This window comes from Desulfotruncus alcoholivorax DSM 16058 (assembly GCF_000430885.1).
Taxonomy (GTDB): Bacteria; Bacillota; Desulfotomaculia; order Desulfotomaculales; family Desulfallaceae; genus Desulfotruncus; species Desulfotruncus alcoholivorax.
In genome coordinates, this window is sequence record NZ_AUMW01000009.1 from 12,724 (window position 1) to 35,342 (window position 22,619).

The window sequence follows — 22,619 nt, forward strand, 5'->3', positions numbered from 1 at the left end:
ATAGGAGGGCTATTAATGGCTAATTTGGAAGATAACTGGTCTCATGAAAGGATTCTGTTAAAGAAACTCGTTAGCGAGGAAGGTACAACGGTTAGTGATATTGCCAGGGAAATAGGTTTATCCAGGCCGGCTGTGAGCCGGTATCTCAATGGTAATTATCCCGAGAGCGAAGAAATGCTAACGGCTGTACGCGGATATTTATCCAGGATCGGCAGATTGGGAGAAAGTAGTGATAATGCGGAAGTTGTTAAGCCAACTACACCGAAATTCAAGAAAAACATTAAAGAGTTAGGTTTTATTGTAACCGAAGATTCCAAGAGAGTGTATGGTACCTGCCAGGCGTGCCACCGAGACAACGAGTTCGGTTTGATTACCGGTAATCCTGGCACAGGTAAGACATTCGCTCTTGAAGCTTACCAAAGGGAGAATTTTTTGAATGTAGTTATAGTGACATGCGACAAAACAAGCACTGTTAAAAGCGTTTTGATTGACATAGCCGAGGCGCTAGAAACTGATCCTAAAGGCTCTTCATCAACGCTACTAAGAAAAATCGTTAAGGAACTTAAAAAACATAAGCGCCTGATAATAGTAGACGAGGCCGATTTGGTGACCGGACCTCAGGTGCTGGAAGTGATCAGGGCTGTCTATGACAAGTCAAAAAATTGCGGCATAATTCTTTGCGGCAACAATGTACTGGAAGAGCGGATTTTGATGTATGCCGAGGACAGGCCGGAAATGGCAAGGCTGAGAGATCGGATCGGATATTATTCCAACCTTAGCGGTATATCGGAAAATGAGGCCAACGAATTCCTGGACGGGGTTAACTTAGCTCCCGAAGCCAGAAAGATGTTGGCCAGCATAGGTCGCCGGCGCGGCATCAGGCAGCTGGTTAAGGCACTTGGACGCCTGCTGGATGTAACAGCCGGCGAACAGATCAAGCCTGACCTTGTCCAAGAGTTAGGCCAAATAGTGCTTAGCTTCAACGCCTAATGACGCGCAGATAAATACGCATCTAAATTGTATTGCAAATTACTGCAAATGGCAATTGAATATTTTACCGGTGCCGAAAGGCCCTCCCCTCGTCCGGGTTGGCACCCGGTACCTGAATGAGGAGCCACGAAAGGGGGATTGATTTTGACCAGAAAGCAGTTGAGTGCGGCAAAGTTGGAATGTAGAGATAGCAAGTGCAGGTATTATTATCGCTGCGCAATTTACTGGGGCCAAAGATGCAACCGAATGGGCGGCAGTAAAATTCCAAGGATCAAAGAGGTTAGGTTAAATTACTTTAACTTCTAGGTAGTGCCACCGGCCAAAACATTACCCGGAGGTGTGGAATGTGGCAGCAAAGAAAGACCTGATCGCTTGCATCAATATTGCAACCGGTGAGGGGTTTTGCAGGATCAAAGAGTTTTGGTTAAGTTTGGAGGTTGAGATTGTTTCAGCTGAAGACATGAAAGTTTTTGTTATACCGGTTCGTGAAAACAAAGAGGAAATTGCGCAGCCATTAAAGCAAGCGGCTATGGTCGCAAAGGATGCACCGATACCACTGCCAAAACCAGGTGAGTATCCCAATGTTGTTAAGCTTGGATCATGGACCAAACTTGAAAAGAAGCAGTTGGAATACCTGGTGGTGCAAGGTGTATCTGATGACGAGATAGCAAAGATGCTTGGTAGAACCCTGCAAGGGGTGAAGCGTATTAAAAAATCTATTATTAGAAAAAGAGTTTTCGGTAGTGGAGGTCGTAGCAAGCATGGTAAGGTGGTGAGCTTACTTGGCGGTTAATATGAGTTTTGGCGATACGGTTAGGGTAGCGGTTCGGAGCTTGCAGGGAAATTTGATAACACAAGATGAAGCAATTGAAACTATTATTGACGCCGCGCATAACCTGTGTGTTGATTGTGAAAATGAGACTAGAAATAATTTAAAGCTGGCAATGGCTACCCTGGAGCGAGCTGTGGAAGATGAAAGGCGCGGCCCGGCGGAGGTGACGGATTGAGTAATAGTTTAGAAAATAATGACAAGCCAAACGTTATAGACAAGGATGGTTGGCAAGCGATTAGAAAGTCTTTGGAAAACCTGCATACTCCGGTTGAGCTAAGATGTGACGGCTATAAAATAACGCTGGTTTTAACTCGACTTAGCCAGTTTTCGAATGGCATTGTGGTCTACGTTAATAACAAGATAAATATTAAATGGCTAACTAACGATTGCGAAGAACGGAGGCGATTTTACAGGCCGATACAAAGGTCACTATATACCCCAAAGCAGAAAAAGGCTTTAGGTAAAGTATCAAAGAGGATGCGCAAGCTCTCCGGGATACCTGATCCAGACGCTAAATTTACCAGCTACCGTCACTATTGGACGTCTTTTAATTCTTTAAAAAACCATTTAATTAAAAATAACAGTGTTATTGAATTGATTAAGGCATAGGAGAGCGAATAGCGAAGGAGGATGATTATGGCGAGAAAAAGGATGGAGGGGACTGCCCTTAAAAGCTGGGATGAGGTGAATTTAAACCTCAAAGAAATTTGCGAGTGTGAACTGGAACTGGAGTCCATTGAGGGTGAAATGAACACTAAAATCCAGGACTTAAAGCTTGATGCAGAGATGAAGGCCAAGCCGATCCAGGAGCGCGTTGCCAGGTTGGCCCAGGAAGTTAAAGAGTTTACCGAATTAAACCGTGATGATATTAAGGGTAAAAGCAGGAATTTGAATTTTGGCAAGGTTGGTTTCCGGCAAAGCACCAAGATTTTGGTGCGCAGCGCCAAGGCGGTTATAAACGCTTTGCGGTTACGCAAGATGGATGATTGCATTGTTGTTAAGGAGTCTGTTAATAAAGAGCGGCTGCGTGAGTACCCGGATGAGGTTATTGCATCCGTGGGCGCAAGGAAAACCGTGCAGGATGTTTTTTGGTACGAAACAGACCGGGAGAAGTTAATACCATGAGGTTGGCGGATAAATGCGCTTATGTTTTAATTGGGTTTACCGCCGGGTATCTTTTGGCCGCTGTGGTGGTGGCAAGGCACTGGATGCAGTGAGGTGCTAATATGGCAAGCACTAAGAAAAACCGGGGCTTTTCCGATTCGGAAAAAGCCCTGGTTGCATACTTAAAGGAAAAATTGGGCGAGCGCGGGGCGCACAAGTTTCCGCGCGACTGGCATTTAAAGCAGCTTACTACGGCAAGGCATATGCTGGCCGGGGATAAGGCCCCGTCGGTGGAGGAGTGGAAGGGCTGTATGGATTGGGCTTTTAAGGACAACTTTTGGGGCGATAAAGTTGACCACTTGGCCCGGATCGAAGCGTTTTGGCCAAAGTATATTTTGAAAGCTGGTGATAGTAATGGGCGGTCCGGTATCGGCAATAAAGGCGCTCCGCATCGTGGGAGCTACGGCCAGGGACTCAGCGCACTCTATGACGACGAGCTGCCAGTTTAATTTGTGTGACGGGACCGGGTGGATTATTGAGAATATTGATGGCACTGACACCTGCAGAGAATGCAGCTGCGTTAAGGCTAAAAGAAAGCAAGAGAAAATAGACAGGTTATTTCAAACGGCGAAGATTCCGCGCCGGTACCGGAGCAAGACGCTTGATAACTTTATTGTTGAGAGGCAGCCAAAGGCTCACCGCTCAGCCGTGAGATATGTTGACCGGTTTACGGAATTGCGCAATGAAAATAAGAATGGATTGTGTTTAGTCGGCCCGACCGGTACAGGAAAAAGTCATATAGCATTTGCAGTTTTAAATGCGCTGCTTGAAAAATCTGTTTCGGCTGTGGCCGGGGTGGTGCCTGATCTTTTAGATTCGCTGCGTCCTAAGTCTGGAAATGATAGACAAGCTGAAGCTGAGCAGCGCCTGGAGCTTTTAAAATCGGCCGACCTGGTTCTGCTTGACGACCTGGGATCAGAAAAAGGCTCTGACTGGTCGGTGGAAAGACTGTACCTGATTATTAACGCCAGGTATATTGAGCAGCTGCCAACGATTATTACGACTAATTTACCGCTGGAAAAGCTTATAATGGATAAAAAAGGCAACCCGGTGCTGGCATGGGAACGGATTGTCTCACGGATAAGAGAAATGTGCTATGTATTGATTATGGACGGAGAGGATTTCCGCTGTCCTTTACTGTAAAGGTGGTGTATATTGTGGCCGTGGTTAGTAAGGCTCAACTGAGAAGGATATGGGTGTCAGCTAAAGAATTAGAAATTGATGAGGATTTAATCAGGACAATAGTGAAAAATTTGACCGGCTCCGATAGTATCTCCGGCTTAACCAAGTCTCAGGCCGGCAGGGTTATTGATTATTTGGAGCAGCGCAAGGGTAATCAACCAGGTTTACATATGGCCTCAAAGCAGCAGCTTTGGAAAATTCAGCAGATGGCCAAGGAGCTTGGTTGGTCTGATAATCCCAAGCGGCTAATGGGTTTTGTAAAAAAGAATACCGGCATAGAAAATTTGAACTGGCTTGCTGCCGATATGGCCTGGCGCGTGATAGAAGGCTTGAAGAAAGTTAAGCAGCGTGAGGATCGTAAAAAGGATGCGAAGGGTTGAGGCTAATGACAATATGTATTTGGGATAAACCGCCAAAGCCAAGCCAGAGATATGGTTGGTGCAGTTATCACCGTTTATGGCTAACGTATAGGCAGGCCAGTAAGAAAAAATGTGTTGAAAATGGATGCAAGCATTTTCAGGAGAATTTTAACCATGAGCTATGGAGGCAGCGGGCGAAGTAAGGAACATGTCGATTGACAAAAAATGCTTTTGAATATATAAAAAGGTGGTGGTTTCAGTGGAAAAGTGGATGAGTGAGGTTCGCGCTGACGATCTGCCGGAGCCGTACCGTGAGCTTACTGACTTAATAGGTCTTGAGGCTGTTATGAAAATAGCTGATAGGTACCAGGGCACGGCTATGTATCTGCCTAAACTAGATATTATTATGCGTAGAATACGTGATGAAAAAATAAAAAATGATTTTAAGGAGATAGGAAACTTTAAAGAACTGGCCAGAAAGTACGGGTTAACCGAAGTTTGGATCAGGCAAATTGTGGCCGAGGATGAGAACTTGGGTCCTACTTTGCTTGATTTCGGGTTGGAATGAAATAGAAAATGTTAAAAAAATACGATTAGTTGCCTATGGAAGAGGTGGAATAAATGGGAGATAAAACGCAAGGCGTAACGAAAGTAGATAAATTTAAGATTAAGCTTCCTGACGGAAAGATAGTCACACATCCGGCATTCGTGAGGGATGGGGAGGAGATAGACTGCTTTTATGTAGGTCCTATAGTTAGCGAAGGAAAAGAGGTAGCTGAGATAGCAAAACGACAAAAAGAAGGCACCTTGCCGGAAGGAATGAGAATGCTAAACATGCTAGAAGCTGATGCCCTTGGCAAGGTGGAAAGAGGGGAAGTAGTGGGTGGATTGTGGATTCCTCCTGTCTTGAACTATAAAAATTAATTTAATTAAGAACTTTATTTGAATCAGGAAGTTGTTAAAAATAAAATCCCAGTATAGCTGGGATTTTTTATTTTTGGAGGTCTAAAATGACTGATTTACCTATTGAACTTTACAAGCCGGCGGTGACAATACTATTTGGTCTTTTATGTGGTTCGGCCGGGATTATCGCATACTTCCTGCGTGACATACGCCAGGCGGTAAAGGAAAAACATAAGGAGCAGGATGAAAAAATTAACAAGCTGCAAGAGGATTTTGCAGAAATGAAAGCGCAGCTGCCCCGTCATTATGTCCTGCGTGATGACTTCATTAGGGCCATAGCTGCCCTTGACTCAAAAGTTGACAATATCAGTAAGGAAATTGGAGAAATAAACAAGACCCTTAACCGGATGACCTTAACCGGATGATTGGAGGAGATAAAAAGTGAGTAATGGATTGCAGCGGTATGAAGCCAGAATTGTGCGCGGCCATCTAATGCAAGTTTTAAAGGTTGCGTATCCCGGACCGGCAAGCTTGGAACTGCTGGAGATTACGCTTAATGATCGCAGTTATTCAACTTCGCCTGCTATCCTCAAAGGATACCTGGATTACCTGGCTGATAAAGGTTATGTGAAAGTTTGGGAAGAGGAAGACGATCTAATGGGTGTCAATAGGACTTTGGCTAAACTCACTGCGGCAGGTGTTGACTTGCTTGAGGGAAACGTTCCGGCTGATCCCGGAGTGGTGCTGTAGTGGGCAGGAAAAAACGCAAACATTATAAGATAGAATCTCTACCCGACGAAGTTATTGAGGCTGTTAATCGAAAGCTTGTTGACGGCTACACTTACCAAGAGGTTGCCGACTGGCTTAATGGGATGGGCCATGATATATCCAGGAGCGCGGCGCATAGGTACGGTAGAGATTTTCTATCCAGACTTGAAAGACTGAAGGTTGTTAAAGAGCAGGCCAAGGCGATAGTTGACGTTAACCCGGACGCGCCGGCGACTGAAATAGCCGAGGCGGCAAACCAACTGGCAACGCAGCTGATTATGGAATTTTTAATGAAAGTTGATACCACTGACCTGGAAGGCGCAAAGATAACAGAAATTCTCAAAGCACTTGCGAATTTGGAGTCTTCCGGGGTGCGCCGGGAGACGTTGAAGTTTAACTTCAATAAGGGTGTTGACGCTGCGGCTAACCGGATTAAGGAGGCGCTGCGCGGCGAGATTAATTCCAATCCTGAACTCTTAAATAAGCTCACCAGCATAGTTGAGCAGCAGGCCAGAGAAGCGAGGCAATAAATATGGGCATTCTAAACGACCTTGTCGGTATTGGAGTAAAAGATAAAACCTCTGATGATTACGAAATAACCGTTAAGCTTTTTGAACACTATGTTAAGCGCGATATCAGCAAAGAGAGGCTGGAGCTATTAAAAGAATATCGCAATGGTGCAATGCTTACCGGGCCGGCTGGGTTGAGAAAGAAGCTTGCTGCTATTGACCTGGAGTATTTCGGCAGGGCATACCTGGGTCATTATTTTACCAGAGAAACGCCGGAGTTTCATAGGGAATTAGATAGAATCTGGCAAAACGGAGTGCTTAAAGGAAGGATACCTCTATCAAGTAATGAGGTTAAAAAAATACAGAGGATGCCCGGTTGTCGCCGTGCGGTGGCTGCGCCAAGGGGTCATGCAAAGAGTACTAACCTAACTTTTAAAGACACCTTGCATGCTATTGTCTATGAGTATAAGCCGTACATACTTATTCTTTCCGACTCATCCGATCAGGCTCAGGGATTCTTAGCCGACATCAGGGAAGAGCTAGAAGAGAACCAGGCTTTAAAGGAAGACTTTGGAGACCTCCAAGGTAATAAAGCCTGGCGCGAGGATGTGCTGCTAACTTCTACAAGAATAAAAATTGAAGCTATAGGTAGCGGCAAAAAAATACGTGGACGCAGACATAAGAACTGGCGTCCGGCGCTGATTGTTTTGGATGATATTGAAAATGATGAAAACGTCCGCACTCCCGAACAAAGAAAAAAGTTAGAGAACTGGTTTTTTAAAGCAGTCAGCAAAGCTGGCGACGATTATACGGACATTGTTTATATAGGGACAATATTGCATTATGATTCCCTGTTATCCAAGGTACTTAAAAATCCAGCCTATCAATCAGTTAAATATCAGGCAGTTATATCATGGGCCGAGAACAAAGAGTTATGGGATATTTGGGAAGAAATTTTTATTGACCTTGACAACGAAAACAGGGAACGAGACGCGCTGGAATTTTTTAAAGTCAATAAAAGAGATATGCTTGCAGGCACTAAGGTGCTGTGGGAGGACAAGCTTTCATATTACGAACTTATGGTTATGAGGATTTCTGAGGGTGAGGCTTCATTCAACAGTGAAGAGCAGAATGAGCCGATCAATCCCGAAGACTGCCTGTTTAACGAGGAATGGTTTGATTATTACAATGAGGCAGCTATTGACTTTAACGAAGACATATACCGGTTTTATGGTTTTGTAGACCCGTCCCTTGGCGGGAAAGGGCATAAAAAGAAAAGTGACTTCTCTACTATTATTACGCTGGCCAAAGATATTAAAACTGGTTACCTGTACGTATTTGATGCGGATATTGAGCGAAGGCATCCTGACCGAATTATTGACGATATTCTTGAAAAAGAACGCTATTTAAGAAAGTCATTTGGGCGCGGTTTTACATTATTCGGTTGTGAGACAAACCAGTTCCAGTGGTTTTTAAAAGAAGAGTTGGCCAAGCGCAGCGCAGAGGCCGGCATTTACTTGCCAATTGAAGAGGTTAATCAGATCAGTGATAAACATGGCAGAATTCAAACTTTGCAACCGAGTATTAAAAACCGGTATATCAAATTTAACCCACGTCATAAAAGGTTGCTGGAGCAACTGAGGCAATATCCAATGGCCAGTCACGATGACGGACCTGACGCTTTAGAGGCTGCGTTTAGTATAGCGCAAAAGTCTGCCAAGGCTGGCCCGGTGAAGTATGAAAAAGTTCAAAGTCGGCGCAATTTTAACGGCAAGGGGGCGTATTAATTGGCACAAATAGTTGGTCCTGACGGAAAGCCAATAAGTTCTAAAAAACCGATAACCAGAGAGATTGCGGTTGCCTCCGTGCGTGATAAGTTCTCCGGGTACCCGTCAAAGGGTCTTACCCCTGAGCGATTAGGCAGGATATTTCGCGAAGCTGACCAGGGAGACATTTACCGGCAGGCTGAACTTTTTGAAGAAATGGAGGAAAAGGATACTCACCTGTATTCCATTTTGCAGACCAGGAAAAACGCCGTGCTTGGATTGGATTGGGAGATTATGCCCTATTCAAATGATCCGCAGGATGTAAAAGCTGCTGATATGGTCAGGGAAATGTTTGAATTTGAAGGCTTGGAAGACGCTATGCTGGACCTTCTCGATGCCATCGGTAAAGGATTTGCCGTAACGGAAATAATGTGGCAGATAGAAAACGCCAGGGCCGTGGTGGAAAAGCTTAAATGGGTGCATCAAAAACGGTTTAGATTTGGTGACTTTGATGAACTGAGGTTGCTGACTGAAAGTGATATGGCCATTGGTATGGAGCTGCCGGAAAACAAATTTGTGGTGCATAAGTATAAGGCCAAGTCCGGGCACCCGTCCAGGGCCGGAGTGCTCCGGGTAGTTGCCTGGATGTACTTGTTCAAAAATTACGGTATCAAAGATTGGGTTGCTTTTGCTGAAGTTTATGGAATGCCGCTGAGGCTTGGCAAGTATGACCAATCGACTTCCAAGGAAGACCGGGACGCTTTGCGTCAGGCGGTGATGGAATTAGGCAGTGATGCTGCCGGCATTATCTCAAAGAGCACTGAAATTGAATTCGTTGAATCGGTCAGTCGCGCTGATAATATCTATGAGGCTTTGGCTGAATTTTGTAACCGCGAAATGTCCAAGGCAATACTTGGCCAGACTCTGACCACTGATGTTGGCAAAACAGGCAGTTATGCTGCCAGCCAAACCCATGAGGGAGTACGCCAGGATTTGGTTGAGGCTGATTGCAAGTCTCTGTCTGAAACCTTGCGCAAGCATGTAATTAAGCCACTGGTTAAATTTAATATTCCCGGAGCTAATCTGCGCCGGCTGCCCTGGCTGAAGTTTAATTATGAGCCTCCGGAAGACCTGGAGTTAACTTCAAAGATATATAAAACAGTTGTAATCGACATGGGGCTGCCGGTGGCTAAAGACCATGTGTATGACAAGTTTGGTATACCTAAACCTGAAAAGGATGAGGAATTATTAACAGCCCCCTCCCCTGCCCCGGCTGCGGCGCTGCCGATGAAGACGGGCAGCATTTTGGATGGATTGATTTTAGCGCTGGCTAATAAAGACAGCCCAATGGATGCGCAAAGAAATTTAGATGGACTTGCAGATAACTCGATCAAGATGGCCGTTCCTGTTTTAAAGCAGTTGGTGCAGCCGATTATTGAAGCTGTGCGCAGCGCATCTTCTCCGGAAGAACTGAGGGGTAAATTAATTCAAATATACGGAAGTATGCATACCGGTGAGCTTGATGACATTATAGCCAGGGCGATGTTTGTGGCTGACCTTTACGGAAGGCTGATGGCCGATGGCTGATAATATTTTTGATTCACTGCCGCTATTTGAGGAAGCTATCAAATTCTTTAAAGATAAGGTGCCGCTAACGCCAAAAGAGTTTTATCGGCTTGAACAAGAGTATAAAGCTAAGGCTTTTACGATAAGCGGAATTGTATCTCTGGATATTTTAAATGACATTTTAAATGAGTTACAAAAGGTGCTGGATGAGGGAATAACTTTTAACGAATGGCGCAAAAGCGTTAATGATCTATTGGAGCGTAAAGGATGGGACGGTCTTTCACCCTACCGGGCCGACAATGTATTTAGAACAAACATTCAGACTGCCTATTCAGTTGGCAGCTGGAAACGCATGAATGATGCTGATGTAGTTAAGAAACGTCCCTACGGTATGTACGATGCGGTTAATGACTCTCGAACAAGACCAACGCATTTAGCAATGGACCGCAGGGTATTCCCCCTGGATCACCCGATATGGGACACCTGGTGGCCCCCCAATGGATACCGCTGCAGGTGCGCGGTGCGCAGTTTGTCTGAAAGAGATGTACAAAGGATGGGGCTAACTGTTGAAACTAAAATACCGGAAATGGTGACGCCACCGGGGCAATTGGCAAGGCATTTAGTGCCAGACCCTGGCTTTGATCAAAACCCGGCAAAGAAAGCATGGGAGCCAGATATGAGCAAGTATCCGGATGATTTAAAAAGAGCATACTTGCGCCGGGCTGAAAGGAGTTGATAACACCATGTAACGCGCGTAAATAAAGGGTTTTTAAAATATTAAATTCTTTTGTAACGCTCATGTAACAGGCTAATGAGGTGCTTAAAAATCTAATATCTTTTTTAAGGCCGCTAGAATCTTTTTTAAGGGGAGGTTAACACTAATACAGTAGAAACTATGTGCTGTAAGTTAGTAACGCAAAATAACGCATATTATGCAAGAAATAACGCTATTTTGTAACACGGTAACAGTTAGTTAACGGGTTAGTCGATTGGAGGAGATTGCTTTCAAAAATAAACACAGGCTGTTACCACTAACAGGAACGCCTATTGAAGGGGCACCGGATGAGATACAAATTGTTCCATACGGAAATGTTCATAGCAAAAAAGGAGACTTTTTGGCAGACGAACTGGCGTACGAAGAAATAATGGCTCACTTCGCTAAGGAAAGCAATGACGTAGTGATTGACTATGAGCACCAGACACTTGAAGGTACTCAGGCTCCGGCAGCAGGCTGGATTAAGACGCTGATCAACAAAGGTGATCAAGGGTTGTGGGCAAGGGTGGAATGGACACCAAGGGCGTCTGAATATTTGGCGAATAAGGAGTATCGGTATCTTAGCCCGGTGATTTGGGTGCGCAATTCTGATAAACGCGCGGCAATACTGCACTCAGCCGCGCTGACCAATGTGCCGGCAATAGACGGAATGGTGCCTTTGGTTAATAAGGGCCTGGTGCCCAATGACGAGGAGGATGAAAAAAGAATGGAATTCAGGTTAATGGTTCTAAAGACGCTGGGACTTCCTGATAATGCAACAGACGAGCAGGTTTCGGCAGCACTGCAGAAAATGCAGGACGCCGCCCGCCGGCTGGAAGGTTTGACAACGTTTAAACAGGATGTTTTAAAGACTTTGGAACTTGATGATAATGCAACGTCCGATCAAGCCAGGGGTAAGATTGTATCTTTGAAAAACCCCTCCGGTTATGTTCCGGTAGAGCAGTTTAACGAACTCAAAAAACGGTTGGACCTGAAAGACCGTGACGAATTGGTGCAAATGGCGCTGAAGTCCGGTAAGGTAGCGCCGGCCCAAAAGGATTGGGCAGAGCAATACGCTTTGAAAGACCCGATTGGGTTTAAGGCGTTTCTGGAGCACGCACCCGTGGTTGTCCCTGTTGGTACGGAGATTGCCGGCGGCGATCCTCCCGCAAGTGGAGTGGGCAAGCCTGACGAAATGCAGATTTTAGTAAACAAAATGTTGGGCATTGATGATGATGCCTATAAGAAATTTTACGGGGGTGGAGAATAATGCCGGCATTAACCAAGGATAGGAACACGCCGCAGCGCAGCGGCGAGGTGCTTGCGCTTGATGTTGCGGCTAATGCTGAGATATTTGCTGGCTCTCTGGTAGTGCTGAATGCTACCGGATATGCTGCACCTGGATCAACTGCAGTTGGTCTGAAGGTTGCCGGTCGGGCTGAGGAGTATGTGGATAATTCCAGCGGGGCAGACGGAGACGCTATTGTGCGAGTTAAGCGCGGCGTGTTTAAGTTTGCCAATGATATTGGAGACCCGGTTGCCCAAGACGATCTGCTTGGCACCTGCTATATTGTGGATGACCAAACCGTAGCGGCAACAGACGGTGCCGGGACCAGGTCGGCAGCCGGCAAAGTTATTGCGGTAGAAGCTGACGGCGTTTGGGTCGAGATTGATTAAGGGGGAATTGAACTGTGATTGTTAACCAGGCAGCATTACAGAGTGTTTACAGGGGATTTAAGGTAATTTTCAACCAGGCTTTTACCAACGCCAAACCAATGTTCCAACAGGTGGCAACAGTGGTTCCCTCCTCTACCAAATCTGAGGAATATAAATGGCTTGGTAAGGTGCCGCGCATGCGCGAGTGGATCGGTGATCGTGTAATTCAAAACCTTTCGGCTTATGGGTTCACTATTAAGAACAAGCCGTTTGAAGCTACAGTAAGTGTGGACAGGGAAGACATTGAAGACGACACCATTGGCTTATATTCTCCAATGATTCAGGCGCTTGGCGAATCAGCAGCCATGCACCCGGATGAGCTTATTTTCGATTTACTGATTAATGGCTTTACGCACCTTTGTTATGACGGCCAGTATTTCTTTGACGAAGACCATAAAGACGGAAACGGTCCGGTGCAAAGCAATAAAGGTACGGCTGCACTATCACTGGATTCCTATGCTGCAGCCAGGGCGCAAATGATGACCTTAAAAGATGATCAGGGTAAGCCTTTGAATATTATGCCCAATCTTTTGGTAGTCAGCCCGCAGAACGACAAAACAGGACGCGAGATTCTTTTGGCCGAAAGAACCGCCGCTGGAGCAACAAACGTGATGAGGGGAACGGCAGAGCTTTTGGTTGTGCCAGCCCTGGCGGCACTGCCGGCAGCATGGTTTTTGATGGATACGAGCAAGCCGGTTAAGCCGCTTATTTTCCAGCGCCGCAAGAATCCTGAGTTTACATCTATGGACAAGCCGAATGATGAAAATGTATTCATGCGCAAAGAGTTTCTATACGGTGTGGACAGCAGGGATAACGCAGGATACGGGCTGTGGCAACTGGCTTACGGCAGCACGGGCGCAGCATAAGGACATTTAATATTAACCAGGAGGTATAAGGAATATGACTATTAAGATTATATCCTTGAAAGACAGGTTCCGGCGCTGCGGCGTTGAGCACCCGTCCAAGCCGGTTGTTTATCCGGATAATAAATTTACCAAAGAGCAACTGGAAAAGCTGAAGGCTGAGCCAATGCTGGTTGTGGAAGTCGTCAAGGAGGAAAAGAAACCTAATGGCGACAAAGGTGGAAGTTCCAATCCGGGTAATGGTAATGGTAAGGATGATAAGTAATGTACTGCACATTGGATGATTTGTTGGGCCGGGTACCGGAGCACGTTATTATTGACTGTACCGATGATGAGGATACCGGCCAGATAAATGAAGGCCGGGTTAATCAAGCAATCGAAGATGCGACAAGTGAGATTAATAGTTACTGTATGGCAAATTACGATGTGCCGTTTAACCCGGTCCCCAATGTAATTAAAAAGCACTGCGTGGATATAGCGCTTTATAATTTAATGTCCAGGCGCGGCTTTGATGAGGAAAAAGGTTCAGACCGGATTATCCAGGAACGCTACAAGTCGTCGGTTAGGGTGCTGGAAAACATAGCCCGTGGACTTATCACCCTGGGCGTTGCCAACCCGCCGCCTGAAAATGCGGTTTCGATTTTAAGTAACGGCAGAAAATTCAACAGGCACAGATTGGATGATATGTAATGAGTGGTATTCGTCTCGAAGGTGATTGGAGCAGGTTGGAAAGAGGTATGCACCGTCTGGCCAGGCTAAACTTTACAGCTTTGCATAAGGAGATCGGTGAGTACCTGGTAACGAGTACCGCTGAACGCTTCAAGACCGAGACCGGACCTGATGGCAGGAAATGGCCTCCATCTATCAGGGCCAGGACGGAAGGTGGACAGACGCTGACCGATACGACCACTTTGAAAAACTCCATTTCCTACCGGGCTAGGCCGGACAAGGTTATTGTCGGAACGATGGACAAGCGGGCATCTACACATCAAACAGGACGCAGGATTAAGGTTAAACGCTCCCGGTATCTGCACTTTAAAGTTGGCGGCAAATGGGTTAAGAAAAAAGAAGTGCAGATACCGGCCAGGCCGTTTATCGGCATTAATGATGACGACCGGACCGAGATTGACAAAATTATTAGTGATGCCATTGAGGAGTGCTTTAGATGATAAACGCCTGCCGGGATTACCTGGTTCAAAAACTGTACGCTGCTGGTATAGCTGATATACGTGTTGGAGCAGCTGAAGCCACTAAGCACCAGGCCAGGCTATTTGCCGAGATTGTTTTCGGGAAAGAATCTCTAAAGTATGACGGCAGCAAGGTGGCCGTATCGCAAGAAGGAGCAACCAAGACTTACAGGAGGAGGATTTATTCTCGAATTGTTCCGGCCAAAATTACTATTGCACACCGCGACGAAACGGAATTGCAGAGCATAACAGCTTTATTTCTGGCGAGCCTGGACAGAAGGCTGCTGGATGGCAATGGCAACTGCGTTTTAATTGATGTCAGCATGGGTGATCCTGAAGAGGATACCGGGGCAGCTTCCCAACGTGAACGAGCCGCCTATGTAATTGAGTTTTTAGGCGGTGTCTATAAGGACAATGTAACGCAATTATTAAACATGAATGAGGTTATGGTTATTGAGGGGGAAATTGAAAATGGCTAAAAAGGATGAGCCAACGCTTACTTTGAAGCAGGAGGACAAAACTTTCCCGGTTGAGGAGCTGGCTGACAAACATAATATGCCGCTATGGATGTTGGCAGGTTTGAAAGCTGCAAACAACTGGGGCCGTGGTAAAGAGCTTACCGAGGATGAGTTTTTAAAAGCCCGTGACAAATGGCTTGCCGGGCCGATAAGGAGGGTTAAATAATGCCTCTGCCGGATGTTAATATTAATATTTTGGATGGCGGCCTTGGTATGCTGCCATCAGGTTCAGCCGGGCTGCAGGCTAAGATCGGCGTATGTTCAGCCGGTACGGTTGGTCAGATTGTATCTGTCACAGACCCTGGAAAAATTAAAGATTTGTTTGGCACAGGTCCGCTGTGCGGTGCGCTTTATGACGCATTTGCCGCCGGGGCCAGGGTTGTGTATGCGGTTAAAGCCAGCAGCGATATAGCAGGTACCATTGGGAGTATTACGGCAACCAAGACCGGCCAGGGTAACATTACAGCCAGTGGCAGTCCGCTTGACGCTTATGAGGCGGTTGTGGTGATCGTTGATTCCGGTGCTAAAAATGCAGCTACCTTTAAATATAGTTTGGACGGTGGAGATAATTTCAGTGAAAAAATAACGGTTCCAACCGGGTTAAGTTATGTGGTGCCTGATACCGGAATTACTTTGGAGTTCACTGAATTTGCTACCTATCCGGACCAGTCATTTTTAGCTGACGACAAGTACGAATTTAAAACCAAAGCGCCTCAGGCAAGTGTAAATAGCGTTAATAATGCCATTGAGGTATTGCTGGATTCAAGCTATTTATATGAATTTATTCATGTTGTGGGAGAATCGGATGCGGCTATGTGGGCTGCTTTGGATGTGAAGGCTTTAGAAGCTGAGGCCAAATTTAGGTTTATTCACTTTCTGGCCGAGGCCGCAGCGCCTGCCGAAGGTGATACCGTTGACCAATGGGTTGCCGATCTGCTGGCAGCCAAGGCATCTTTTGCAAGCACCAGGGTTTCTATCTGCGCTGGCCAGCTGGAACTTATTGATATGGGTACCGGGCGCAGCGTAACCAGGAATGGAGCCGGGATATATTCAGGGCGTGTTAGTTCAATTCCGGTGCAGCAGTCACCGGGTAAAGTTATGACCGGAAGCTTGCCGGCGGTGATTGGTCTTAGACCGGTAGGAATAAATGACGGACACATACTGGCGCTGGATGAAGCAGGCTTTATAACTTTCCGGCAATATATCGGGCTGAACGGTTTTTATGTTACTAACGGCCGGATAGCTGCGGAAGTAATTAGCGACTTTAGATTTGTTGAAGTGCGCCGGCCAATGGACAAAGCTTGTTCACTGGTAAGGACTGCCGGATTAAGGTATGAGCATGCAGAGATTGACCCTTTAAACCAGGATAAGAGCTTATCGGCGATTGAGGCAAGCCTTACAGCACCCTTGGATATTATGGCTGGGAACGGTGAAATTGCCGGTGGCAGAGTGGTGATCCCGCGCGATCAGGATGTACTTGCCACTTCTACCCTGAGGGTGAAAGTTCGTATAGTGCCGATGGCAACCATGCGCTGGCTTGAACTTGAAATCGGGTACGAGAACCCGTTCCAGCAGTCTTAATAAGGGGGTTTGGGTTAATTGATTAACGGTAAAAAGTATAGCTGGGAGGATATTTCAGTTATGCTCCCGCACGGAGAAGCCGTTGATATTCAAGGTATTGAGTATTCTGACGGTAAAGAAATTGAAGCCGTATACGGCAAGGGTTCTAATCCTACCGGTTACGGTGCCGGAAACTATAGCGCCGAAGGAAAATTAACACTGTTAAAGGAAGAGCATGACAAATTTATAGCTTACGCCAAAAGACAAAAAACCAGTCTTTATAAACTTCCGCCCTTTCCTATTACTGTCAGTTATGCCAACGAGGATCAGCCCACCAAGACCGATGTGCTGAAGAGCTGCAAGATCAACAAGGTAAGCCATTCCGGCAGCCAGGGCGATAAACAGTCCAAGGTTGAATACGAAATTAATATTTTGGGCGGAATTGTCCGGGATGGACTGGAGCCTAATTAAAACTTGAGTATTGGTTCATCAAGTTGTTTTGACTAAATTTAGGATTTTATCAAGTAATGAGGAGGATTTGGGATGGAACAAGTTATCTCACAGGAGCAAATTGAGAAGTGGAAACAGGAACATGGTGACGTGTATAAGATTGAGGGTGATGAAGATTCCCTTTTGCCGGTTTGTATTTTTAGGAAGCCGGGCCGCCCGGATTTATCCAGGTTCACCAAGGAGTCTTTGAAAGACGTTTATAAGTCCATGAATAATCTGGTATACGGCTGTTTATTGTACCCGTCGGCTGATGTAGTGCGTAAAGCGGCAGAAGAAAAACCGGGCATAATTATTGCCTATGGTGGGGAATTACAAAAGATTGTCGGGGTAACTCAGGATTTTTTATCGACCAAATTGTAAGCCGGGTTGAGCAGTTACGCGAAGACGGCTTACACCAGGCGGAGGCAATTATACGGTACCACTTTGGAATATCGCCTGGGCAATTGGCTAAAGCAAGTGACGAGGAGTTTTTAGAGCTGGCGGCCCTTGCTTACTTCTACGAGGACCGCCGCGCTTTGGCAGTTAAGCGGGGCGTATTGATGGCGCTGGATGAGGCTTTTGGGAAATAAAAAACCGGCTTATGGCAGCCGGTGCATATTTTGTTTTGCGTCTTCCCAGCCCGCTTTCATTCCACCAAAAAGAGCTGAAAATATACCAATGATACCACCTAATATAACTTTAATTCCAAATATTATAATTGGTATTCCATAACGAATCGTAGCATATGTAAATCCAATAACCGCACCAAGTCCAAAGCAAGCAGCTAGAATGATAAACAAGGTCATAAACATGGTAATCAATCCCCCCTTTTAAGGTAGTTTATACCAAAAGAAGGAAGGAGTCAATACATGGAAGCTTTATATACACTGTCAGCCATATTCAGTGTTGTAGACAGGCTTTCTGGTCCAGTTCGGAATATGGCCAGAACGGTGATGAATTTGGAAGCCACTATGCAAAGAGCTAATTCAATGATTGATTTTGGCAACAGAATGGCTGTATCCGGTACCATGATGCAGGGAGCCGCATCCCAAGTGATGAGCGGCTTGGGAAGCATATTGAACGAGACTATAGCATCCCAAAAGGGACTTGGTGAGCTGGCTTCAGTTGGTGTAAAAGACCTGGATGCAATATCAAATGCGGGAACTGAATTTGCCTCGAAATGGTCTGGCACTACCGTGCCTGAATTTATCTCAGCCGCTTATGATATTAAGGGCGGGATTGCATCCTTATCTGATAGCGCTGTGGGTGAATATACGGCTATGGCAGCGCTGACCGCTAAGGCTACAAAGGCTACTGTCGCCGATATGACCAGTCTTTTTGCTACTGGTTATGGGATATATAAAGATATGTATTCCTCTATGTCCGACGCTCAATTTGGAGAAATGTTTAGCGCCGGGATCGCAGCCAGTGTGAATCAGTTTAAGTCTACCGGTACTGAAATGGCGCAGGCGCTTACAACTCTAGGGGCTGCGGCAACTTCTGCCCAACGTCCTTTTGAGGAGCAATTGGCTGTATTGGGGATGCTGCAAGCGACTATGCCTGGCGGTGAGGCAGGTACAAAATATAGAGCTTTTGTACAGTCTGCAGCAAAGGCCGGAGAACAATTGGGCCTAAGCTTTGTGGATGCCAACAACCAGCTGCTGGGCGTTGTGGATATACTTAATTTAATGAGAAGTAAGTATGGAGAAACGCTGGATGCGGTTGAAAAACAACAGATCGCCAAGGCATTCGGTACTGATGAAGCTGTAGCCATGATTGACCTATTGTATGGTAAGGTGGGATCTTTACAGGATAATATCGGTGCTTTGGGTGTTGCAACCAGCCAGGGCACAGCTTATGTGGAAACTATGGCTACAGCTATGAATAATGACCTGGGGTCCGGGCTGCAATTGGTAAACCAAAACTGGGGCATATTTAAAAAGACCTTGGGAGATGAGCTGGCTCCTTTAATTGTAGCCTTTGTCCCAACAATTAGGGACATGATTAATTCCTTTAAAGGTTTGGCTAAAGCGCATCCAACTATTGTGCGTACAGCCTTATTGCTTGCTACTATCGGAGCTGTATCATTGGCTATACTTGCACCAATACTGGCTATTGGCTCAGGCTTGGTTATGGTTGTCGGATATACGCTCATTGCTTTTGCTAAGATACGACAAGCATTGATTTGGACAAGTGGTAGGTTTGGTCTTTTATCTAATGCTGCTAGAAGTTTAGGACGTGTCATAGTCACTCGCGCTGCCCCAGCCTTGACTACCTTTGCCTCCCGCCTGTTGTGGTTTTCCGTGGCCGGAGCAGCTAAAGCGTACCTGGCGATCCGGTCCCTTATCACCGGCATTGCGCAGTTTACAGTAACCGCAGCCAGGTCGGCAGCAACGGCGCTGCCAAAGCTAATAGCTAGCGTTTGGAGCTTCACGGCAGCCCTTCTGGCCAACCCGATCACGTGGATTGTACTGGCCATAGTCGGGCTGGGTGTGGCGCTCTTTGCACTTTGGAAAAACTGGGATGCGGTAACGGCTTTTCTAGGTAGAACCTGGGACGCGCTTAAGACCAAATTTGCCGCAGCCCGTGAATGGTTTTCCGGAGTATTCCAAAGTATCATCGGAGTTATTCAACAGTACGGCCCAATGGTGCTGGCGGTATTGATGCCGGTTATCGGCATCCCGCTGCTGATTGCTCAGAACTGGGACACGATAAAGACCACTGCGGCTAACATATTTAATAACCTGGTGCAGCTTATACCTCAAAAGATTTCAGAGATCATTCAGGCAATTAGGGCCAAGGGAGCTGAGTTTTTAGCATCTGGACAAGCGTTGATCCAGGCGTTCACCCAAGGGATTAAAAATGTAATCAACGCGCCGGCGGAAACTGTAAAGGCAGGTTTGGCGAAGTTGCGCCGACTCCTCCCCTTCTCGGACGCCAAAGAAGGTCCTCTCTCCGCTCTCACCCGCTCCGGCGCGGCCCTGGTGGAGACCTTCGCCGGCGGGATAGCATCAAGATCGAGCTTGTTAAAAACTGCAACCGCAGCCGTATTGGCAGGCGCTGCACTAACTGCGCCGATAAATGCAGACGCCGCGCAAGCAGTTAAAAATCAAAGTATAACCGTACAGGTTGCCCCGGAGCTGGGAGATATACCGCAGCTGCCGGACTTTCCCGACTGGCCTAATTTTCCGCAGTTTCCGGACTTCCCTGCCCCGGATGTTAGTTCCGGTGAGAGTTTGGATAGAAAATTATTTGGCACTTCCGGGTCAAGCATGCGCGAGTATGTGCGTGAAACATCCGTTCAAAAGGAGAAGGAAACATACCGGGAAAGCAGGCAGCGCCCCTTGGTTGTGGTGGTGCAAAGTGATAAGGCAAACAAAGGCAACTATGACGACGTTATTGATATGGCTTATAGATACCTTGCTATGAGCGGGGATTAAGTAAGGAGGCGGGATAATGCCACTGCTGATAACAACCGACACCGGACAAGTAAAAGTGGGTAGCGTTATCCTGCCTGGCGTATTTGAAAGCATTGAGATAACAGGCGCTGTCAAATTGGACCAGGTTGAAATACAAGGTAAAAAAGACAAGGTAACGCAGGCAGTTGGCTTTGATAATGCAACAGTTCGGTTAACTGTTAACCTTCTGCCAGAGACCGAAGGCGGTGACTGCACCGAACAGATTGCGCAATTTCAAAAAATATTCCGGAGTTCTCCTGATCAGGAGAAACCTGGTGTGTATCAATTAATCAATAAACATGCTGCTGCAAGAAACATTTCCGAAGTTATATTTACAAATTTCAGGAGCTATGAAGACAACAAAAGCGACAAAATAATAGTCATTTGCGAGTTCTCTGAACATATTCCCATTAAGGTTCCGGTGGCCACCAAAAGTTCTGCCGCAGCTTCTCCGCCCCCGGCAAAACCAAAAGCGCCGGCCACCAAAAGTTCTGCAGCTGCTTCACCGACCGCGGCGAAGCCAAAAGCGCCGGCTAAGCGGATGAGTGTTGCTGACTTTAGAATGCTGGAAAATAAGCCAATTAAGCCGATGAGCGTTGCTGATTTTAGAATGCTAGAAAATAAAACAAGTAAAACCCCGGCCAAAGATGAGCGCAAGCCAGGTTTGGGAAGCAGAATTTTAAGCTGGCTGAGAGGTGCGAATAATGTCTGATATGTTCTCACCTTTTGTTGAGTTAAACACAAGCGGTGGAACGGTCCGAAACCTTTTTTCCAAGTTGGACATATGGCTTTCACGTAAGGAGCCGGCAGACATTGCCGAGTTTACTTTTAAGCTGGGCCTGCCTGATTTGGGATTAGCAAAAGATTCTGCCATTGATATTTCAATAGGCTATGACGGAAATAATTCCTGGAAGGTATTCTCCGGGTATGTGTCCGAACCTATGTCTCCGAGGTTTCTCTGTAAAGATGAAGCTATAAAGCTTTTTAAGACAAATATAACTAAAACTTTTTTAGACGTGGTACCGCAGGATGTAATTAAGTTCGGGCTGCAGCAGGCAGGTGTTTCAACGTTTAGTTTAGTTGAGGACGTTTACCCAAAGAAACCAAGCTTTGTTGCAGCCGGCGAAAATGTTTCCGATCTGGTAAAGCGGGTAAACACAACCTGGGGTTTAAACTTTGATCATTACTTCGACGGTGAGAAAAAGTTTTACTGGGATGCGCCAAAGCCAAGGCCGGGACCTGTTTACAGCTACCAGTACGGTGAAAATATCATTGAGCTTGAATTCAGCGCTGACCGTGAACCTTCCGGCCAGCGTTCTGCAGGAGATACGGCAGGCGGTGGCAGGTTGCTGACAGTTTCCTCACCGTTTGTAGGGCATAGCCAGGAGATTGAAATAATTTGGCCGGAGGTGGCCAGCAGCAGGTACATTACGGAAACAGTGCATCACTTCATTAATGAGCAGGGTTCTTTGAGGACGGAAATTTTCTTCCGGGAGCTGGCGGAGGTGGCTTAATTGGACAGCCGGGTTGACAAGTTGATGGAGGTAATTAGAAAGACCGTAATAAAGCTCTTTCCGGAACTTGCCGGCAGGTATCACCTAAGCGCAAGCGCACGGATCACGGCGCTGGGTGATGGCATACAGGCGCAGCCACTCACCAATGAGGGTAGCGACGATGCAAAAACCCCGGTAGTAAAATGTCAGCCCCTTCCCTACTCTCTTAAAGTAGGTAATGTTGTCAAGCTTGCTTTTATGTATGGTGATCCATCCGAGCCTTTTTTGATCACCAGGTCCACTGCTGTGATCGGGGCCTATGCCGGAGGCAAGATTACTATTGATGGATACGGCACCAAAGACGCATTGGTGGCAGAGTATTTAAAAGATCATACCAGGGAGGGAGATTTGACCCTTCCCGATGCCACCTTATCGGTAAAGATAAAGTTTAAAGCACCCCTAAAAGACGGCGACCAGGTTGCAGCCGTTCCGATCGAAGAGGGAGAGCGGTTTATTGTGATAGCAAAGTTATGAGGCGGTGG

Annotated in this window: 34 protein-coding genes; 33 read left to right on the top strand and 1 reads right to left on the bottom strand. The window is 46.4% G+C overall.

The features are described 5' to 3' along the window. The first annotated feature begins 15 nt into the window (after positions 1–15). From H569_RS0104340 to H569_RS23315, 29 genes are all read left to right on the top strand, one after another. Complete coding sequence (locus tag H569_RS0104340; protein ID WP_027364002.1) at positions 16–990, top strand: AAA family ATPase; 975 nt, start codon at positions 16–18, stop codon at positions 988–990. Positions 991–1,134: 144 nt separating this feature from the next. After that, positions 1,135–1,296: a hypothetical protein gene (locus tag H569_RS22415; protein ID WP_157833459.1), complete on the top strand. Its 162-nt coding sequence runs from the start codon at positions 1,135–1,137 to the stop codon at positions 1,294–1,296. 40 nt (positions 1,297–1,336) lie between these two features. Beyond that, entirely contained in the window at positions 1,337–1,783 is a 447-nt protein-coding gene (locus tag H569_RS0104350) for a helix-turn-helix transcriptional regulator (RefSeq protein ID WP_027364003.1), read from the top strand. A 1-nt stretch (position 1,784) separates the two neighbouring features. Next, on the top strand, positions 1,785–1,997 hold the full coding sequence (locus tag H569_RS0104355; protein ID WP_169726447.1) for a hypothetical protein: 213 nt from the start codon (positions 1,785–1,787) through the stop codon (positions 1,995–1,997). After that, complete coding sequence (locus tag H569_RS0104360; protein ID WP_238492461.1) at positions 1,994–2,431, top strand: hypothetical protein; 438 nt, start codon at positions 1,994–1,996, stop codon at positions 2,429–2,431. Before H569_RS0104355 ends, H569_RS0104360 begins: the two co-directional genes overlap by 4 nt. A 27-nt stretch (positions 2,432–2,458) precedes the next feature. Further along, positions 2,459–2,947 (top strand): host-nuclease inhibitor Gam family protein, encoded by a 489-nt coding sequence (locus tag H569_RS0104365; RefSeq protein ID WP_027364006.1) that lies wholly within the window; start codon positions 2,459–2,461, stop codon positions 2,945–2,947. Positions 2,948–3,048: 101 nt separating this feature from the next. Continuing rightward, positions 3,049–3,435 (top strand): hypothetical protein, encoded by a 387-nt coding sequence (locus H569_RS0104375; RefSeq protein ID WP_027364007.1) that lies wholly within the window; start codon positions 3,049–3,051, stop codon positions 3,433–3,435. Further along, entirely contained in the window at positions 3,341–4,129 is a 789-nt protein-coding gene (locus H569_RS19150; protein ID WP_081410874.1) for an ATP-binding protein, read from the top strand. Before H569_RS0104375 ends, H569_RS19150 begins: the two co-directional genes overlap by 95 nt. Before the next feature lie 14 nt (positions 4,130–4,143). Then, positions 4,144–4,548, top strand: coding sequence for a regulatory protein GemA (locus H569_RS0104385; RefSeq protein ID WP_034629484.1), 405 nt, complete (start codon positions 4,144–4,146; stop codon positions 4,546–4,548). 238 nt (positions 4,549–4,786) lie between these two features. After that, positions 4,787–5,095: a Mor transcription activator family protein gene (locus tag H569_RS19155; RefSeq protein ID WP_051273241.1), complete on the top strand. Its 309-nt coding sequence runs from the start codon at positions 4,787–4,789 to the stop codon at positions 5,093–5,095. Between the two features lie 53 nt (positions 5,096–5,148). After that, entirely contained in the window at positions 5,149–5,451 is a 303-nt protein-coding gene (locus tag H569_RS0104395) for a hypothetical protein (RefSeq protein ID WP_027364009.1), read from the top strand. Positions 5,452–5,537: 86 nt separating this feature from the next. Continuing rightward, positions 5,538–5,855: a hypothetical protein gene (locus H569_RS0104400; protein ID WP_027364010.1), complete on the top strand. Its 318-nt coding sequence runs from the start codon at positions 5,538–5,540 to the stop codon at positions 5,853–5,855. A gap of 16 nt (positions 5,856–5,871) precedes the next feature. After that, on the top strand, positions 5,872–6,180 hold the full coding sequence (locus H569_RS19160; RefSeq protein ID WP_051273243.1) for a hypothetical protein: 309 nt from the start codon (positions 5,872–5,874) through the stop codon (positions 6,178–6,180). Continuing rightward, positions 6,180–6,728 (top strand): phage protein Gp27 family protein, encoded by a 549-nt coding sequence (locus H569_RS0104410; protein WP_027364011.1) that lies wholly within the window; start codon positions 6,180–6,182, stop codon positions 6,726–6,728. The genes H569_RS19160 and H569_RS0104410 overlap by 1 nt, the downstream gene beginning before the upstream one ends. 2 nt (positions 6,729–6,730) lie before the next feature. Continuing rightward, positions 6,731–8,494 (top strand): phage terminase large subunit, encoded by a 1,764-nt coding sequence (gene terL / locus H569_RS0104415; RefSeq protein ID WP_027364012.1) that lies wholly within the window; start codon positions 6,731–6,733, stop codon positions 8,492–8,494. Beyond that, positions 8,495–10,060 carry a DUF935 domain-containing protein gene (locus H569_RS0104420; protein ID WP_238492462.1) on the top strand — a complete coding sequence of 522 codons (1,566 nt, stop codon included), beginning with the start codon at positions 8,495–8,497 and terminating at the stop codon, positions 10,058–10,060. It abuts the gene before it with no gap. Beyond that, complete coding sequence (locus tag H569_RS0104425) at positions 10,053–10,775, top strand: phage head morphogenesis protein (protein WP_027364014.1); 723 nt, start codon at positions 10,053–10,055, stop codon at positions 10,773–10,775. Before H569_RS0104420 ends, H569_RS0104425 begins: the two co-directional genes overlap by 8 nt. Positions 10,776–11,028: 253 nt before the next feature. Next, entirely contained in the window at positions 11,029–12,063 is a 1,035-nt protein-coding gene (locus H569_RS0104430) for a phage protease (protein ID WP_051273245.1), read from the top strand. Then, positions 12,063–12,470 carry a hypothetical protein gene (locus tag H569_RS0104435; protein WP_027364016.1) on the top strand — a complete coding sequence of 136 codons (408 nt, stop codon included), beginning with the start codon at positions 12,063–12,065 and terminating at the stop codon, positions 12,468–12,470. Before H569_RS0104430 ends, H569_RS0104435 begins: the two co-directional genes overlap by 1 nt. A 14-nt stretch (positions 12,471–12,484) precedes the next feature. Then, positions 12,485–13,375 (top strand): Mu-like prophage major head subunit gpT family protein, encoded by an 891-nt coding sequence (locus tag H569_RS0104440; RefSeq protein WP_027364017.1) that lies wholly within the window; start codon positions 12,485–12,487, stop codon positions 13,373–13,375. 34 nt (positions 13,376–13,409) lie between these two features. After that, positions 13,410–13,637: an HI1506-related protein gene (locus H569_RS19165; RefSeq protein WP_034629488.1), complete on the top strand. Its 228-nt coding sequence runs from the start codon at positions 13,410–13,412 to the stop codon at positions 13,635–13,637. Continuing rightward, positions 13,637–14,062 (top strand): gp436 family protein, encoded by a 426-nt coding sequence (locus tag H569_RS19170; RefSeq protein ID WP_051273246.1) that lies wholly within the window; start codon positions 13,637–13,639, stop codon positions 14,060–14,062. The genes H569_RS19165 and H569_RS19170 overlap by 1 nt, the downstream gene beginning before the upstream one ends. After that, complete coding sequence (locus H569_RS0104455; RefSeq protein WP_027364018.1) at positions 14,062–14,541, top strand: phage virion morphogenesis protein; 480 nt, start codon at positions 14,062–14,064, stop codon at positions 14,539–14,541. The genes H569_RS19170 and H569_RS0104455 overlap by 1 nt, the downstream gene beginning before the upstream one ends. After that, positions 14,538–15,038 carry a hypothetical protein gene (locus H569_RS0104460; protein ID WP_027364019.1) on the top strand — a complete coding sequence of 167 codons (501 nt, stop codon included), beginning with the start codon at positions 14,538–14,540 and terminating at the stop codon, positions 15,036–15,038. Before H569_RS0104455 ends, H569_RS0104460 begins: the two co-directional genes overlap by 4 nt. Beyond that, positions 15,031–15,243: a hypothetical protein gene (locus tag H569_RS0104465; protein ID WP_034629491.1), complete on the top strand. Its 213-nt coding sequence runs from the start codon at positions 15,031–15,033 to the stop codon at positions 15,241–15,243. Before H569_RS0104460 ends, H569_RS0104465 begins: the two co-directional genes overlap by 8 nt. Next, positions 15,243–16,658, top strand: a complete 1,416-nt coding sequence (locus H569_RS0104470) for a DUF2586 domain-containing protein (RefSeq protein ID WP_027364021.1) — start codon at positions 15,243–15,245, stop codon at positions 16,656–16,658. Before H569_RS0104465 ends, H569_RS0104470 begins: the two co-directional genes overlap by 1 nt. Positions 16,659–16,676: 18 nt before the next feature. Then, the gene (locus H569_RS0104475; protein WP_027364022.1) at positions 16,677–17,108 is read left to right on the top strand and encodes a hypothetical protein; all 432 of its coding nucleotides are present in this window, start codon (positions 16,677–16,679) and stop codon (positions 17,106–17,108) included. A gap of 72 nt (positions 17,109–17,180) precedes the next feature. Next, a complete protein-coding gene (locus H569_RS0104480; RefSeq protein ID WP_027364023.1) occupies positions 17,181–17,507 on the top strand; it encodes a DUF6848 family protein in 327 nt (108 codons plus the stop codon). An 83-nt stretch (positions 17,508–17,590) separates the two neighbouring features. After that, positions 17,591–17,716 (top strand): hypothetical protein, encoded by a 126-nt coding sequence (locus H569_RS23315; RefSeq protein ID WP_257720087.1) that lies wholly within the window; start codon positions 17,591–17,593, stop codon positions 17,714–17,716. A 9-nt stretch (positions 17,717–17,725) separates the two neighbouring features. Here H569_RS23315 and H569_RS0104490 read toward each other — a convergent pair whose 3' ends face one another. Further along, entirely contained in the window at positions 17,726–17,938 is a 213-nt protein-coding gene (locus H569_RS0104490; RefSeq protein ID WP_027364024.1) for a hypothetical protein, read from the bottom strand. Positions 17,939–17,995: 57 nt separating this feature from the next. Between H569_RS0104490 and H569_RS19175 the strand changes: the two genes are divergently transcribed. The 4 genes from H569_RS19175 to H569_RS0104510 are packed head-to-tail and all read left to right on the top strand — an operon-like array spanning position 17,996 to position 22,611. Continuing rightward, the gene (locus H569_RS19175; protein ID WP_051273248.1) at positions 17,996–20,566 is read left to right on the top strand and encodes a phage tail tape measure protein; all 2,571 of its coding nucleotides are present in this window, start codon (positions 17,996–17,998) and stop codon (positions 20,564–20,566) included. Between the two features lie 16 nt (positions 20,567–20,582). Then, positions 20,583–21,296, top strand: a complete 714-nt coding sequence (locus H569_RS21190; RefSeq protein WP_051273250.1) for a hypothetical protein — start codon at positions 20,583–20,585, stop codon at positions 21,294–21,296. Beyond that, on the top strand, positions 21,289–22,098 hold the full coding sequence (locus H569_RS0104505) for a hypothetical protein (RefSeq protein ID WP_027364025.1): 810 nt from the start codon (positions 21,289–21,291) through the stop codon (positions 22,096–22,098). The genes H569_RS21190 and H569_RS0104505 overlap by 8 nt, the downstream gene beginning before the upstream one ends. Next, complete coding sequence (locus tag H569_RS0104510) at positions 22,099–22,611, top strand: DUF2577 family protein (RefSeq protein WP_027364026.1); 513 nt, start codon at positions 22,099–22,101, stop codon at positions 22,609–22,611. Positions 22,612–22,619 lie beyond the last annotated feature (8 nt).

Coding starts and splice junctions, on each gene's coding strand:
- H569_RS0104340 (WP_027364002.1), top strand. CDS start 16: ATGGCTAATTTGGAAGATAACTGGTCTCATGAAAGGATTCTGTTAAAG.
- H569_RS0104355 (WP_169726447.1), top strand. CDS start 1,785: ATGAGTTTTGGCGATACGGTTAGGGTAGCGGTTCGGAGCTTGCAGGGA.
- H569_RS0104365 (WP_027364006.1), top strand. CDS start 2,459: ATGGCGAGAAAAAGGATGGAGGGGACTGCCCTTAAAAGCTGGGATGAG.
- H569_RS0104375 (WP_027364007.1), top strand. CDS start 3,049: ATGGCAAGCACTAAGAAAAACCGGGGCTTTTCCGATTCGGAAAAAGCC.
- H569_RS19150 (WP_081410874.1), top strand. CDS start 3,341: ATGGGCGGTCCGGTATCGGCAATAAAGGCGCTCCGCATCGTGGGAGCT.
- H569_RS0104395 (WP_027364009.1), top strand. CDS start 5,149: ATGGGAGATAAAACGCAAGGCGTAACGAAAGTAGATAAATTTAAGATT.
- H569_RS0104400 (WP_027364010.1), top strand. CDS start 5,538: ATGACTGATTTACCTATTGAACTTTACAAGCCGGCGGTGACAATACTA.
- terL (WP_027364012.1), top strand. CDS start 6,731: ATGGGCATTCTAAACGACCTTGTCGGTATTGGAGTAAAAGATAAAACC.
- H569_RS0104425 (WP_027364014.1), top strand. CDS start 10,053: ATGGCTGATAATATTTTTGATTCACTGCCGCTATTTGAGGAAGCTATC.
- H569_RS0104435 (WP_027364016.1), top strand. CDS start 12,063: ATGCCGGCATTAACCAAGGATAGGAACACGCCGCAGCGCAGCGGCGAG.
- H569_RS19165 (WP_034629488.1), top strand. CDS start 13,410: ATGACTATTAAGATTATATCCTTGAAAGACAGGTTCCGGCGCTGCGGC.
- H569_RS19170 (WP_051273246.1), top strand. CDS start 13,637: ATGTACTGCACATTGGATGATTTGTTGGGCCGGGTACCGGAGCACGTT.
- H569_RS0104455 (WP_027364018.1), top strand. CDS start 14,062: ATGAGTGGTATTCGTCTCGAAGGTGATTGGAGCAGGTTGGAAAGAGGT.
- H569_RS0104460 (WP_027364019.1), top strand. CDS start 14,538: ATGATAAACGCCTGCCGGGATTACCTGGTTCAAAAACTGTACGCTGCT.
- H569_RS0104465 (WP_034629491.1), top strand. CDS start 15,031: ATGGCTAAAAAGGATGAGCCAACGCTTACTTTGAAGCAGGAGGACAAA.
- H569_RS0104470 (WP_027364021.1), top strand. CDS start 15,243: ATGCCTCTGCCGGATGTTAATATTAATATTTTGGATGGCGGCCTTGGT.
- H569_RS0104480 (WP_027364023.1), top strand. CDS start 17,181: ATGGAACAAGTTATCTCACAGGAGCAAATTGAGAAGTGGAAACAGGAA.
- H569_RS0104490 (WP_027364024.1), bottom strand. CDS start 17,938: ATGTTTATGACCTTGTTTATCATTCTAGCTGCTTGCTTTGGACTTGGT.
- H569_RS19175 (WP_051273248.1), top strand. CDS start 17,996: ATGGAAGCTTTATATACACTGTCAGCCATATTCAGTGTTGTAGACAGG.
- H569_RS21190 (WP_051273250.1), top strand. CDS start 20,583: ATGCCACTGCTGATAACAACCGACACCGGACAAGTAAAAGTGGGTAGC.
- H569_RS0104505 (WP_027364025.1), top strand. CDS start 21,289: ATGTCTGATATGTTCTCACCTTTTGTTGAGTTAAACACAAGCGGTGGA.